The organism is Flavobacterium sp. 316, assembly GCF_000967805.1.
In the GTDB taxonomy this organism is placed as follows: domain Bacteria; phylum Bacteroidota; class Bacteroidia; order Flavobacteriales; family Flavobacteriaceae; genus Flavobacterium; species Flavobacterium sediminilitoris.
The window spans coordinates 313,555-327,361 of the sequence record NZ_JYGZ01000003.1 but is presented as its reverse complement, the minus strand read 5'-3'; the positions used below and the strand labels follow the sequence as shown (position 1 = coordinate 327,361).

The 13,807-nt window shown below is 30.7% G+C and carries 16 protein-coding genes; all 16 read left to right on the top strand.

What is annotated here, in order from left to right; all coding sequences use genetic code 11:
• The first annotated feature begins 3 nt into the window (after positions 1–3).
• The 16 genes from SY27_RS07885 to SY27_RS07810 all read left to right on the top strand — a co-directional run bounded on the left by SY27_RS07885 (position 4) and on the right by SY27_RS07810 (position 13,807).
• Complete coding sequence (locus tag SY27_RS07885) at positions 4–825, top strand: DUF4249 family protein (RefSeq protein WP_045968937.1); 822 nt, start codon at positions 4–6, stop codon at positions 823–825.
• A 98-nt stretch (positions 826–923) separates the two neighbouring features.
• A complete protein-coding gene (locus tag SY27_RS07880) occupies positions 924–1,253 on the top strand; it encodes a hypothetical protein (RefSeq protein ID WP_045968935.1) in 330 nt (109 codons plus the stop codon).
• Positions 1,254–1,285: 32 nt separating this feature from the next.
• Complete coding sequence (locus SY27_RS07875) at positions 1,286–1,519, top strand: hypothetical protein (RefSeq protein WP_152640733.1); 234 nt, start codon at positions 1,286–1,288, stop codon at positions 1,517–1,519.
• Between the two features lie 25 nt (positions 1,520–1,544).
• Positions 1,545–2,414, top strand: coding sequence for an SDR family oxidoreductase (locus SY27_RS07870; protein WP_045968931.1), 870 nt, complete (start codon positions 1,545–1,547; stop codon positions 2,412–2,414).
• Positions 2,415–2,418: 4 nt separating this feature from the next.
• A complete protein-coding gene (locus SY27_RS07865; protein WP_045968929.1) occupies positions 2,419–3,735 on the top strand; it encodes a TolC family protein in 1,317 nt (438 codons plus the stop codon).
• A gap of 29 nt (positions 3,736–3,764) precedes the next feature.
• Positions 3,765–4,829 (top strand): efflux RND transporter periplasmic adaptor subunit, encoded by a 1,065-nt coding sequence (locus SY27_RS07860; protein ID WP_045969305.1) that lies wholly within the window; start codon positions 3,765–3,767, stop codon positions 4,827–4,829.
• A 2-nt stretch (positions 4,830–4,831) separates the two neighbouring features.
• Complete coding sequence (locus SY27_RS07855; RefSeq protein ID WP_045968927.1) at positions 4,832–6,079, top strand: FtsX-like permease family protein; 1,248 nt, start codon at positions 4,832–4,834, stop codon at positions 6,077–6,079.
• A gap of 5 nt (positions 6,080–6,084) precedes the next feature.
• Positions 6,085–6,783, top strand: a complete 699-nt coding sequence (locus SY27_RS07850; protein WP_045968925.1) for an ABC transporter ATP-binding protein — start codon at positions 6,085–6,087, stop codon at positions 6,781–6,783.
• A 54-nt stretch (positions 6,784–6,837) separates the two neighbouring features.
• Entirely contained in the window at positions 6,838–7,686 is an 849-nt protein-coding gene (locus SY27_RS07845) for an RteC domain-containing protein (protein ID WP_045968923.1), read from the top strand.
• A gap of 88 nt (positions 7,687–7,774) precedes the next feature.
• Positions 7,775–8,062: a helix-turn-helix domain-containing protein gene (locus tag SY27_RS07840; RefSeq protein WP_045968921.1), complete on the top strand. Its 288-nt coding sequence runs from the start codon at positions 7,775–7,777 to the stop codon at positions 8,060–8,062.
• 75 nt (positions 8,063–8,137) lie between these two features.
• The gene (locus SY27_RS07835; protein ID WP_045968919.1) at positions 8,138–8,968 is read left to right on the top strand and encodes a hypothetical protein; all 831 of its coding nucleotides are present in this window, start codon (positions 8,138–8,140) and stop codon (positions 8,966–8,968) included.
• An 11-nt stretch (positions 8,969–8,979) separates the two neighbouring features.
• Positions 8,980–9,591, top strand: a complete 612-nt coding sequence (locus SY27_RS07830; RefSeq protein WP_045968917.1) for an AAA family ATPase — start codon at positions 8,980–8,982, stop codon at positions 9,589–9,591.
• 15 nt (positions 9,592–9,606) lie between these two features.
• Positions 9,607–10,242 (top strand): hypothetical protein, encoded by a 636-nt coding sequence (locus SY27_RS07825; RefSeq protein WP_045968915.1) that lies wholly within the window; start codon positions 9,607–9,609, stop codon positions 10,240–10,242.
• Between the two features lie 178 nt (positions 10,243–10,420).
• Complete coding sequence (locus SY27_RS07820) at positions 10,421–10,621, top strand: helix-turn-helix transcriptional regulator (RefSeq protein ID WP_045968913.1); 201 nt, start codon at positions 10,421–10,423, stop codon at positions 10,619–10,621.
• On the top strand, positions 10,614–13,151 hold the full coding sequence (locus SY27_RS07815; RefSeq protein WP_045968911.1) for a sensor histidine kinase: 2,538 nt from the start codon (positions 10,614–10,616) through the stop codon (positions 13,149–13,151). Before SY27_RS07820 ends, SY27_RS07815 begins: the two co-directional genes overlap by 8 nt.
• A complete protein-coding gene (locus tag SY27_RS07810) occupies positions 13,148–13,807 on the top strand; it encodes a hypothetical protein (protein WP_045968909.1) in 660 nt (219 codons plus the stop codon). Before SY27_RS07815 ends, SY27_RS07810 begins: the two co-directional genes overlap by 4 nt.

Below are 13,807 nucleotides of genomic sequence, written 5' to 3'. Positions count from 1 at the left end.
AAAATGAGAACAATAATAAAAATTTTAACAGTAACAATTGGATTGTTTTTAACGAGTTGTGAAGAAGTCATTACTGTAGATTTAGACACAGCACCACCAAGATTAGTAATCGATGCATCAATTGATTGGGTGAAAAACACAACAGGAGACGAACAAAAAATAATATTATCAACCACAACAGGTTACTATAGTCCAACTTTTCCAACTGTATCAGGAGCAACCATCTTTGTAACCAACTCAACTAATATAGTTTTTGATTTCATTGAAAATACTGGAACCGGAGAATATATATGTACTGATTTTCAACCGGTAATTGGAGAGACCTATACTTTAACAATTGTTTTGAATGGTGTAACATATACAGCCACTGAAACATTAGTTAGTGCTCCAGTTATGGAAGAAAATGTAATCCAAAACAATGATGCGGGTTTTGGTGGAGATGAAGTTGAAGTCCTTACAAAATTTCAGGATAATGGTGCAGAGCAAAATTATTATTTATATAGCCATAAATCAAACCGAGTAGCATTTCCTCAATATCAAGTAGAAGATGATGATAATGATAATGGAAATCTAATCACAATGTATTATTCAAATAAAGATTTAAAACCTGGAGACATTGTGAATATCAAATTATATGGCATTTCTAGGAGGTATTCTGAATATTTTAATAAACTACTATTGGCATCAGGTAATGATGACAGTCCCTTTGCAACAACACCAACAAAGGTACGAGGCAATATAGTCAACCAAAATGACTTTAATAATTTCGTTTATGGATATTTTAGGTTATCTGAAGTCGATATAAAAAGTTATACAGTTCAATAATTTTTTGAAGTTTTTCATATTTGTTTTTTTGAAGTTAATTAAATGCTGGGTAAAATACTAGCCCAGCATTTTTTTTAATCAATTAAAAAATTGATGAGATGAACACTAGAAAAGCACAATACAATGAGAAAAAATCTAACCTGATTATTATAGGTTGTTTTTTGGGTCTATTAAATAGTATTCTATCAATAAGTTTTAAAATAGAAAGTATAGAAAATAATGAATTCTATATAATAAATAATTTAATTGCTATCATCTGTATAATTGGCATTTGGAAAATGAAAATCTGGGCTATATTCACGTACATATCTGCTTTTGCAGTTAATCAAGCTATCTTACTATTCTATGATCAATGGTTTGTGTTTCAAGCCGTATTACCTTTCATTGTAATAGGAATAGCTTTAAAAAAAATAGAGAAAATGGATTGACAATTACGTATTTAAATTTAAAATTATTAAATATGAAATTAGATCAAAATGCTTTTCATTTTAAAACAAGTATCAATTCGGAATATCAAACTTTCTGGATTAATTATGAAATTCATAAAATTTCCCCAAATGCAGAATTATCAATTATTAAAATTGATAATCAAGTTCAAATGATATCAATTTTGAATTCAAATCTAACATTAGCTGATATCCAAATTATTTTGTTGGAAAATAGTATTGACTATGAATTTGTAAGGACAGCATAAGTAAATATTAATAAAAACACCAAGTATGGAAAAAATAGCGATAACTGGAGCAACAGGTAATTATGGTTATGCAGTATTAAAAGCATTAATAAAAAAAGGTGTAGACAAAAAATCAATCTATGCAATGGCAAGAGATAAAGTCAAAGCAAAATTGCTAGCACCATTAGGTGTTAATGTAGTTTTAGGTGATTACGATGATTATCAATCAATGATAAATGCATTTTCTGGAATAGACAAACTACTTTTTGTTTCTAGTGGAGAAATGACGAACCGAGCTATTCAACACAAACAAGTGGTAAAAGCAGCAAAAAAAGCAGGAGTAAAACACATACTCTATACAAGCCAAATACACGAGACTGATAATCCAAAATCACCAATGAAATTCGTAATGAAATCACATTTAGCAACTGAAATTGCCATTATGAAAGGCGGAATGTATTATACAATTCTTAGAAACGGATTATACTTAGATATGTTACCATTGTTTTTAGGTAAAAATGTAATCGAAAATGGTATTTATCTGCCAGCAGGTAATGGAAAAATTGCATTTACATTGAGAAATGAGATGGCTGAAGTAGCAGCTAATATCTTAAACTCTGAGGGACACAAAAATAAAATTTATGATGTATCTGGAAAAGGTGTTTCATTTCTAGAGATAGCAGCTATGATTTATCACATTACAAATAAGAATATCACATACGTCAGTCCAGACATTGAAACGTTCATTAAAACTGCAATTGGATCAGGTATTCCAAAAGAGTATGCTAAAATGATTGGCGGTTTTTCTTTGGCAGCCCAACAAGGTGAATTAGCAGGAGTAAATTCTAAAATGGAAATGCTATTAGAAAGAAAACCTACAAGTGTTGAAGACTTTTTGCTAAAAATTTACAAATAGCACTATGAAACCTAAATTAATTTTACTGTTCCTTTCTTCCTTTTTTGTAATAAATTGTGTTGCACAAGAAACAGTAATTTTCACTACATTGGAAGAGGTGTATGCTTATGCCGAAACAAATAGTATTTCTTTTCGTAATGCCAATCAGCAAATTATTCTTGTAAAATACCAAACACTTGCTTCCAAACTTGGAATGTTTAATTTGAAAGGTACTGGCAGTTTTACTCTTACAGATAATACAAAACTAAATCCGAATTTTATTCCTGCTGAAGTATTTGGAGGTCCAGAAGGTACTTTTAGAACCATCACTTTCGGACAAAAATATGTCAGCAATTTTGCCTTCGAACCTCAAATTGATTTGATAAATCCTTATGCAATGGCTCAAATCAAGGTTGCAAAAACTAATGAGCAATTGACAGCGGTTACAAATTTACTTACTAAAAAAGTGGTATATGAAAGTATATCAGCCGCATATCATAACATTCTCTCTTATAGATGGCAAATTGATGTTACTACCAAAAGTCTATCTAATGCAGAATCGCTCGTTCATTTTCTGCAAAACAAACAAAAGGAAGGACTAGTACGTAGTCAAGATATCAATATTACACTAGCCAATCAACTATTAGTAAAAGACAAATTGCAACAACTCGAAATACAACTTCAACAGCAATACAACGGTTTGAAAATTTTATGTGATATTAATCCTGAAACCGCTATCATTATTACAGGAAATGAAAACCCAGTTTTAGATATTCAGTTGCCTATAAAAGCTACCGGAGACCTTTTGCAACGCCAAGGCGAATGGCAAACCAAATACCAACAAGCCACACTTCGAGCAAACAAAAGATGGATGTACCCAACGTTAAACCTATTCAGTTCATTCAGTTGGCAGGAAAGCAACAACAATAATTGGTTTGGTACAAATAATTGGTTTGGTAGTAACTATATCGGTTTTAAAGTTAGTATTCCTATTCTACCTGAAGTTTCAAAAATAGCGACAGTAAAACAGAACAGAATAAACCTTGAAATTGCCCAAAATAATTGGAATCACAACAAATTACAAGATCAAATCAATAACAATCAATTAGAACTCGATTATCGCAAGGCTTATGAAAGCTACAAAATTAATGCAGAAATTGAAGCACTACAGAAAGATTCTTACGAGAAAAACCTAAATATCTACCTAGAAGGAATTATTTCAGCAACAGACCTAATTAATTCTTTTGAAGATTGGCTCAATAGCAGTTTGAACACTGTTGCTCTTATAGCTTCAGTAGAATATGCAAAAAGTAAAATAATTATTAGCAATACTATCAAATGAAGAAAAAATACCTAATAGTCGTTATAGTAATGCATTCGTTTTTCTTAGCCTGCTCCGACAAACAAAATGATGTAAAAGTTCAACGCAAAGATATAACAGAAATGGTGTTTGCTTCTGGTATGTTAGAAGCAGATAATCAATACAATCTTACAGCTCAAACCGATGGTCATCTTATTCAAATGAATTTTGAAGAAGGAACTTTAGTAACAAAAGGACAAGTAATAGCTGTAATTGACAATAATCAAAATATAATTAATGCCGAAAGTGCTAGCCAACTTCATACTATTGCTAGTAAAAATACACTGTCATCAGCACCTGCCTTACAAGAAATTAAAGCTAATATAATTGCCGCAACAGCAAAAGTAAAACTTGACGAGCAACAATTGGAACGATACAAACGCCTTTATGCTAGCAATAGTATATCGCGAACAGAATATGACAATATCCAACTTACTTTAACAAACTCACAGTCAACTCTAAAGGCATTAAAAGAAAAATATGAAAATCAGCAAATTAGTGCTAATCAACAAGAAATCGTTCAACGATATGCCAGTAAAGTTAGCAATGTGCTTCAAAATCAGAATAAAATTACCGCAATAAATACAGGGAAAGTCTATGTAAAGAAAAAACAATTAGGTGATTACGTTCGCAAAGGCGATGTAATTGCAATAATAGGTAATCCAAGCGTAATATATGCCAAATTAAATGTAGATGAAACAATTATGTCAAAGTTAAAAAAGGGACAAACGGTTATGATAAAGCTGAACACCAATAAAACTGAAGTATATAAAGCAAACATCACCCAAATTCTACCTGCCTTTGATGAAACTTCAAGATCATTTATAGTTAAGGCATATTTTGACGAAAAAATAGACCTCAACATTACTGGTACTCAATTGGAAGCTAATATTCTTATTAGTACCAAAAAGAATGCTCTAGTCATTCCATTAGAATATTTAAACTATGGTAGTAAAGTAATGCTAAAAGAAGATGGGAAAATGATGTCCGTAGAAACTGGAATTGTTTCAAATGAATGGGTTGAAATAATCAGTGGTTTGGAAGTGGGTCAAACGATAATAAAAGAAGAACCTTAAAAATGAAAAAGAAATACAATCATAATATCGATACAATTATTTCAGCTACTTATGTCGTAACAAACAAAAGACTAACGCTGGTGGCAGCTCTTGGAGTTACTATTGGCATTTCTATTTTTATTTTTATGAATTCCTTAGGTAGCGGTTTTGTCAAAAAATCAAATAAAACCATATTCAATAATACGCCACACATCCGGGTATATAAAGACGATGAAATTAGTAAATCCATTATTACACCCAAAGACACAAACTCATTAGTGCTAATAAGCAATCCAACTATTATCCCTAAAAGTGAGCAAATCGTAAACCCAGAGAGGATAATAACATTGCTAAGAGCACAACCTGAAGTAACATATGTAACACCTGAAATTGCAGTCAAAGTATTTTACAATAGTGGTATGTCGCAAGTTTCAGGCGATGCCTCTGGTTTAGAAATAGCCGAAGCAAGCAAAATGTTCAATATCAAACAAAGTATGATTCAAGGCAGAATGGAAGATTTAGAAAATCATTCTAATGGAATTCTTTTGGGTGTTGACATTGCATCAAAAATAAATGCTAAAACAGGCGACAATATCAGTATTACTTCTTCAAAAAACATTACCAAAGTGATGAAAGTGGTTGGGATTTTTAAAACCAATAGCTCTATTGTTGATAAAACCAAATCATATATTGGGATAAATGCTGCACAACAACTTTTAGGTGAAAATGCAAACTACATAACGAATATTGATGTAAATGTTCAAGATTTTAACAAGGCTGCCGATTACTCGGCCAAGTTTTCTTCACTCACTGGTTACAAAGCTGAAGACTGGAAGGCAGCAAACAGTGACCAACTAAACGGATTTAAAATGCGTGGCATCATAATATTTGCTATGTCACTTTCGATTTTGCTAGTAGCAGGTTTTGGTACTTATAATATACTGAATATGACCATTACCCATAGAATAAATGATATTGCGATTTTAAAAGCTATGGGATTTCAAGGTTGGGATGTTATAAAGATTTTTGTGTTACAAGGAACTCTTATTGGACTAATAGGAATTACTGTTGGTCTTTTAATAGGTGGTGTAATGGTATATTTTGCCTCAAAGATATATATGGGTCCAGATCAAGGATATTTCCCTATCGTACTAGATTATACTGTATTTATTAATGCTAGTTTGTTCGGATTGGTAGTTTCCTTTTTTGCCAGCTACTTACCTGCTAGAAAAGCAGCAAATGTTGACCCTGTTTCCATTTTAAGAAAGTAAAAAGTATGAATTCAGATATTATTTTACAAGCCAATCACATAGAGAAATACTTTTATGACCCAGAAAAATTTAAGGTACTCAATGATATTTCTTTTAACGTTAAAAAAGGAGAGTTTGCAACATTGGTAGGCAAATCTGGTAGCGGTAAATCAACATTGCTTTACATTCTTTCAACAATGGACACCGATTATAAAGGTGAATTAATTATTGACGGAACACGAGTTACTGGACAAAAGCAAAATGAGTTGGCTGCATTACGCAATGAAAAAATAGGTTTTGTGTTTCAGTTTCATTACCTACTTAATGAATTCAGTTGCTTGCAAAACGTAATGATTCCTGCATTGCGACTAGGAAATTACTCCAAAAAAGAAATTGAAGAAAGAGCCTATCAAAAACTTAATTTATTGGGATTGCAAGACCAGGCACTAAAACCTGCTTCCAAATTATCCGGAGGACAACAACAGCGTGTAGCTATTGCTCGTGCTTTAATTAATGATCCTCATATCATTATGGGAGATGAACCTACTGGTAATTTAGATTCTAAAAACGCAGCTATTGTTTTTGATACTTTTCAAAAGTTAGCTCACGAACTAAATCAAACAATAATTGCAGTTACACACGACAATGATTTTGCAAACAAGTCGGATAGAATTATTGAAATGTTTGATGGGACAATTATAGATAAATGGCATAATATAGTATAGAGAAGCATTTAAATAAAATCCTGAATGTAATACAAAATACTAATAAATAATACTTTGAACTCAAAAATCAATCAACTACTTGTTAACCTCAATGAGCAAATCAATTTTATTGATTTAGAAATTGACAATCCAATTCAGAAATGTGAAAAAGCTATAGAGGTAATTTTAATTTCTATCAGTAATTTAAAAAAAGTTGTATTAAAAAATAACTTCAAATCGGATATAGAAGAAATCCACTTTTTTAAAGACATAAAACCACATTTTACAGCTAAACTAATCTATTACAATATGGTCTATAAAATTGAAATGAAAAGACCAAATGGAGGAAATCGAATTTTGAAAAAGTATTATCATAACGAACTTTCAAAATTAAAAGCTTTTTTTGATAATGAGTTGGAGTTTTATCAATATTATCGTTCCGGAAATTCTTATTTGGACTACAAATACTTTTTGAGAGGTAAGTTTGATATTAAATTAGCTTTAGATAGTTATTATTTTGAAGCTGATACAAATTTTTCAACTTCGCATGATTTCAAAGTGGCCAAAATTTTGGCAAATGATTTAATACAATTATATATAGAAAACCAGTTAATTATGATTGATAATAAGGACAATGGCGAAAAATCACAACGCAAACCGAACGTGAAAATGGTATGGACAGGCTCAAAAGTTGCATTAACAGAACTATTATATGCACTACATTCAGAAGGAGTTTTCAATAATGGCGTTGCAGATTTAAAAGATATTGCTGAATATTTTGAGCATATTTTTGAAATAGATTTAGGGCAATATCGCCGTACTTTCTTGGAAATTAGAGCAAGAAAATCTGATAGAACAAAGTTTATTACTTCTTTAAATGAAAATTTACTAAAGCGAATGGAGAACTCAGATGATGTAATTTAAACAAAATCATTCACAACATGAACCGCGTTGTGAAATAAAATAAATCAATCTTCACAATTTTGTACCATAACAATCTAAAACATACGTTATGGCAATCGAAGTTATCACTCGCGAAGACTTAAACGAATTCAGAAGTCTTCTTTTGAACGATTTAAAAGAAATCATTCAATCCAAACCGCAACAAACAAAACAGTGGCTCAAATCCAATGAAGTCCGTAAGCTGTTAAACATCTCTCCAGGTACTTTACAAAACCTCCGTATAAACGGAACACTCACTTACACTAAAGTTGGTGGCATTATGTATTATGACAATACAGATATTGATAAGCTATTAAATGGAAACAAAGTAAACGCTTTGCCTACTCTTTTTAAATAAATATAATCCTGTCAACCTGAACTTGTTTCAGGTTCTAGTCTTAATACTTAATTCTCCCATCTTATATACTTCCAAATGAATTACATCAAACACCTAACCGGCTTCTTCATTCGTATAGCATCCGAAGAAACCATTTATCCAACCCATATAAGTCTGTATTTAGCTTTATTTCAAAGTTGGAACATCAATCGGTTCAAGAACCCAATTGCAATATCCCGTGATGAAATGATGAAAACCAGTCGCATAGCTTCTAAAGCTACCTATCACAAATGCATCAAAGAATTACAAAACATGGGATTTATTGACTATTTGCCGTCATACAATCCGTATGCCGGTTCCGAAGTAATCCTGCATGACCTTTCAGATAGAAAAAGCGTTTTTAAAAATCCAACCAGTTCAATTATTGACCAAACCGAACCAATAAATAACCAAGCTAACAGTAACGACGCTGAACAAGTAAATGAACCCAATATATATAACAATAACAAAACATCTAAAAACAATAAAAACATATCTATAGACACCAATTTTAAAATTTTTAATGAAAATGAATTTTTAAATACTTCTGGAAAAGAAAATGAAAAAGAAAAAAGTTCCGCTAAAAAAGAAAAGAAAACTAATTCGAATGAAGTAGAAAAACCAAGTTTAGATCAAGTCAAAGAATATTTCAAACAAGAAGAATATTCAGAGTTTGAAGCCGAACGATTTTATAATTATTACACAAGCAACGGTTGGCTAATTGGCGGTAAAACTAAAATGATGGATTGGTATGCAGCAGCTCGTAATTGGATGCTAAATACAGCTAAATTCACAATAAATCTTCCTCAAAATCTTCAACCAAGAGAACAACCAAAAGCAAAACACTTACAAGTTACAGAAGACAAAAACTATGCAGAACCTCTTTAGAAAATCATGTCATGACTTCACAATACAACTATCCAGAAATCCTAACATGGTTAGAGAAAAAAGCTAAACAAGAGTATGATTCAAATTTTCATTTCATCAATGATGATATAGAAAACATTACAAAATTGGTTGCTTATTTTTTAAAAGATGAGGTTATGGCAAGTCAATTCGGATTAGACCTAACAAAAGGAATTCTACTTTCTGGACCAGTAGGTTCAGGTAAAACTTCATTGATGACAATAATGAAATATATAACTCAAAAAGAAAACAAATTCTATATGAGAACTTGTCGCGACATAAGCTTTGAATTCATAAAAGAAGGCTACGAAATCATACATCGATACAGTCGAGGAAGCTATTCACAATCGGAATATAAAAATTATTGCTTTGACGATTTGGGTGTAGAAAGCAACTTGAAATATTATGGCAATGAATGTAATGTGATGGCAGAAATAATTCTCTCAAGATATGATCTATTCATCTCAAGAAAAGTAATAACCCATATCACTACCAACCTATCAGCTTCAGAAATAGAAACGATGTACGGCAACCGAGTTCGCTCAAGATTACGAGCAATGTTAAACCTTATCGCATTCGATAAAAGCACCCAAGACAAACGCTAATTAAACAATCTACTTATGAGAAAAATAAACATATTCTGGAACTGGTTCCAAGACAACAACCAAACCATAAAAAACTTCCTAAACGAAACCTCAAAATCCCAAAAGCAAATCAGCCATTCGATAAAACACCGACTGTGTTTCTATTGCAAAGAACTCGATTACATAATTATATTCCCTAAAAAGCCAACTCAAAAAACCGAACTAATCATTACGGCAAACGGCAATCCGGAATATTTTGCACAAGTAATAGAATTAATAAAACATGCTCCAGCACTCAAACATTGGAAATTCACAGCATTTATTCAACCAACAGAAAACATAAATGAAATTATTGATGGTTTAGATGAACCGTATGTATTTCAAGAAATAACCATAAAAACCAGCGAAATAAAATTTTTGCCACTCACTTATGACGAAAAAACAAAAAAACTCGACTTAAGGATATATTTAAAAAACTACAACATCCATTGCGATACCAAAACATGGAACCAAGCTATCTACATCATCATGCAAGATCTATTGGGTGAAAAAGCACTTTATCAAAATATCAATTTCGTTCAACTCGCCCAAATGCCTAATAACAATAATGAATTGATAGAATTGTATGATTTACAGCTTTATATTGATATTGATGAGGTTAATAGCAATTAAGTTTTGGCAGTAAACGCAACTTACTGCCAAAGTTTAACTAATATTCCATTTTCAAAACACTATAATATGACGGAATAAAAAAGATGTTTAGAGTTATCTTTTGGAAATTTACCCTTGGTAACTTTAATACTTCAAAATTGTAATTAAATTCAATACATTTGCATATCATGCAAATTATATGAGCAAAAAAGCAATAAATCGGTTAAAAGTGGTCCTAGCTGAAAAGAACTTAACCAGCAAATGGTTAGCTGAGCAACTGGGAAAGAATGAAGCAACAATTTCACGATGGTGTACAAATGAAATACAACCACCAATTAAAACATTTATTCAAATTGCTGAAAAGCTAAATATAAAATTAACTTCTTTATTCAATGATTAATAACACTACTAAAATACCTTTTAAAGTTTCAGCTAGAACGGCGAAACTGATTGGTTTAGAAAACTTCTCAACCGAAGAAGGTGCCGTAATTGAATTAGTTAAAAACACATATGACGCAGATGCTAGTAAATGCATTCTGATTTTTGATCTAAAAATCAAAAAAGAAAAAGTGGTAAATGATGAAGGTGTCGAAATTGAAATTGAAAAGTTTGAAAAAGAGAATAGCTGTATCTACATCATTGACAACGGAATCGGAATGTATGATAAAATAATTCAAAACCAATGGATGACTATTGGTACAGATGACAAGTTGTATGAGCATACCTCAGAAGGTGGGAGAATAAAAACTGGTGCAAAAGGTATAGGACGTTTTGCATTAAATAGATTAGGGATGCTAACAAATATGACATCTCTTCCGTCCGTCTTGGAAGTAGAAGATGAAAAACAAATTAGTGAAAATTCATTAGAAATTCCAAATACCAAAATAATACCAAATACCAATAATATAGGTTTTGAATGGACAGTTGATTGGAAAGATTTTGATAAAAAAGGAGCTACAGTTTCAGATGTGGAAGCTGTTCTGTCTGTAAAGGAAAATGTAAATCTTAAACATGAATATGTAAATAGATTCTCTTCTTATCAAAAAATAAAAGAAGTACTTGAAGAAGTTGATTTTAAATCGGGTACTGTAATTGAAATAACAGAACTAAATGATGAATGGAATGAAGATAAATTAAGAAAGTTGTTTGGTAATTTAGAGATGCTGCTTCCACCTGAGGAGCAAAATGATTTTTGTATTGATTTATTTTTACTAAATAATTTAGAAGAGTTTGGAACTTTAAAAAGAGCTTATTATGATGATTTTGATTATAAGTTAAAGGCAACTTATAATGAATTAAATGATAAAGTGCTAAAAGTAGAAATTTCAAGAAATGAACTTGATGTTGATACATTGGAGAATAGATATACTCAGGTATTTGATTTTGATATGATGAAAAATTCACCATATAAACTTGAGGATTTTAAAAAAGATAAGATTGCATTTAATTTACCTATCGAAAAATTAATTTCTGAAAAAGTAGATTTGAACCTCTTAGAGAGAGTTGGTAAATTTAACTTTACATTTTATTTTTTAAAAAATACAATTTCTGATGACAAGGAAGATGGGGATTTAAAAAAGTACCCATATAAAGGTATCAACAGTGCAAATAGAAAATCTTGGTTAAAAAAGTTTGGTGGTATTAAGATATTTAGGGATGATTTTCGCATACGACCTTATGGTGAAAATGGTGATGATTGGTTGAGATTAGGAGAGAGACAAGCACAAAGTCCTGGTGGAGCTGGTCAAAGGTTAGGTGGTTATAGAATCAGACCAAATCAAATAGCAGGAACAATTAAAATATCAAGATTGCATAACGAAAGTTTTCAAGATAAATCAGGTCGTGAAGGTATTATTGAAAATGAAGAGTTTGAACTTTTTAAGAATATATTACTTGATATAATAGGACTGTTTGAAAAGGATAGAAATGTTGTAATGTATAACCTCTCACAACTTCACGCTATTAGAAATGAGGAAGCGGAAACTTTAAGAAAAGCTAAAGAAGAAGCGGAAAGAATTAGAAAACAAAAGGAAGAAAGAAAGGACAATAGTAATAATTCTGACCATAAGAATGATAGTAAGTCAACTAATGATAATAAAGAATATTCAAAAACTGAGGAAAATATGGCAGATGCCATATTGATTTTAGAAAAGGAAAATGAGAAAAAAGATGAGGAATTAAGATTATTAAGAAGTCTTGCCAGCGTTGGTCTTATCATATCTTCTTTTGCTCACGAAGTCAGAAGTTTAAGAGCTAGATTAATTCCTCGTACAAAATTCTTAGTAGATGAATTAAGAAATCATTTAGATGAGAATGAATTAGCAAAAACTTTAGACAAAGATGACAATCCTTTCTATATGATTGATCTAATGCGTGATGAAGACACTAAATTAAAACATTGGCTTGATTATTCATTGAGTACTTTAAAAATTGATAAAAGAGAAAGAAAGAACCTAGACTTTTCTGAATATTTTAATAACTTCAAAGCAAATTGGAGTAAAGCTCTAGAACAAAGAAATATTACTCTAGAATTAAATAAAATAGACAATAACGAGCATATAATAAGAGCTTTTGAGGTCAATATGGATTCGGTGTTTAATAATTTATTGTCAAATTCTATAAATGCACATAACGGCTTTAATAATCAACAAAAGAAAATAGTGATTAGTTGGCAGAAAAAAGAAAATGATATTGAAATTATATTTTCAGATAATGCAAAAGGACTAGACTCAAAATACATAGATAATCCAGAGGAAATTTTTAATCTTAACGAATCATCTAAAACAGACAATAAGGGTAATAAAGTTGGCACAGGATTAGGTCTCTATATTGTTAAATCAATAATTGAAGAGTATAATAATTCCTCTATCTCAATTATTAAAATAGATAATGGACTGACATTTAAAATAACTTTTAAAACTAGAAAATGAAATATAAAATTGCATACATAGATGAAGATAAAGGTTGGATAAATACTTTTTATCAAACTTTTAAAAATGATTTTGAAATATTAAGAATTGAAGTTAATCCTGAATCTTCTGTTGAATCAATACTTAGTCAGTTGTTGACAAGTGACCTTAATGCAATTGTTACAGATTATTTATTAGAAGAAAATGCAGAAGTGCCTTTTAATGGTAATAAAATTGTAGAGGAAATAAAGAAAATTAAACCTCATTTTCCTATTGTTATGTTGACATCATTTCCAACTCAAGCTATAGGGCATACCGATGATGTACATATTATTTACAATAAAAATATCTTGTCAGTAGAGAATGATAGAGAAAAAGAAGAACTTGATATTTTTAAATCAAAAATTCAATCGAACATTTCAAATTATTATAAAAAAATTGAAGATACAAATTCAAGGATTGAACAACTTGTAGAGAAAAGAAATGATGCTGGTTTAGAAATTTTCGAAGAGGAGGAACTTACTAAGTTATATATTTTGTTTGATGAACTTAATCCTGATGGAAAAGATTTACCTGCTAATCTAATTCACAGAGATTCCATATCAAAACTTAATGAGTTTGTAAGTGAAACAAGGGAAATTTTAGAGGAATTAAAAAAACTAAATTTGAATAAGTAG

Excerpts from the sequence above, each read along its gene's own strand:
- SY27_RS07855 (WP_045968927.1), top strand. The coding sequence starts at position 4,832 with ATGAAAAAGAAATACAATCATAATATCGATACAATTATTTCAGCTACT.
- SY27_RS07880 (WP_045968935.1), top strand. The coding sequence starts at position 924 with ATGAACACTAGAAAAGCACAATACAATGAGAAAAAATCTAACCTGATT.
- SY27_RS07810 (WP_045968909.1), top strand. The coding sequence starts at position 13,148 with ATGAAATATAAAATTGCATACATAGATGAAGATAAAGGTTGGATAAAT.
- SY27_RS07885 (WP_045968937.1), top strand. The coding sequence starts at position 4 with ATGAGAACAATAATAAAAATTTTAACAGTAACAATTGGATTGTTTTTA.
- SY27_RS07875 (WP_152640733.1), top strand. The coding sequence starts at position 1,286 with ATGAAATTAGATCAAAATGCTTTTCATTTTAAAACAAGTATCAATTCG.
- SY27_RS07830 (WP_045968917.1), top strand. The coding sequence starts at position 8,980 with ATGACTTCACAATACAACTATCCAGAAATCCTAACATGGTTAGAGAAA.
- SY27_RS07820 (WP_045968913.1), top strand. The coding sequence starts at position 10,421 with ATGAGCAAAAAAGCAATAAATCGGTTAAAAGTGGTCCTAGCTGAAAAG.
- SY27_RS07850 (WP_045968925.1), top strand. The coding sequence starts at position 6,085 with ATGAATTCAGATATTATTTTACAAGCCAATCACATAGAGAAATACTTT.
- SY27_RS07840 (WP_045968921.1), top strand. The coding sequence starts at position 7,775 with ATGGCAATCGAAGTTATCACTCGCGAAGACTTAAACGAATTCAGAAGT.
- SY27_RS07825 (WP_045968915.1), top strand. The coding sequence starts at position 9,607 with ATGAGAAAAATAAACATATTCTGGAACTGGTTCCAAGACAACAACCAA.
- SY27_RS07870 (WP_045968931.1), top strand. The coding sequence starts at position 1,545 with ATGGAAAAAATAGCGATAACTGGAGCAACAGGTAATTATGGTTATGCA.
- SY27_RS07815 (WP_045968911.1), top strand. The coding sequence starts at position 10,614 with ATGATTAATAACACTACTAAAATACCTTTTAAAGTTTCAGCTAGAACG.
- SY27_RS07865 (WP_045968929.1), top strand. The coding sequence starts at position 2,419 with ATGAAACCTAAATTAATTTTACTGTTCCTTTCTTCCTTTTTTGTAATA.
- SY27_RS07835 (WP_045968919.1), top strand. The coding sequence starts at position 8,138 with ATGAATTACATCAAACACCTAACCGGCTTCTTCATTCGTATAGCATCC.
- SY27_RS07860 (WP_045969305.1), top strand. The coding sequence starts at position 3,765 with ATGCATTCGTTTTTCTTAGCCTGCTCCGACAAACAAAATGATGTAAAA.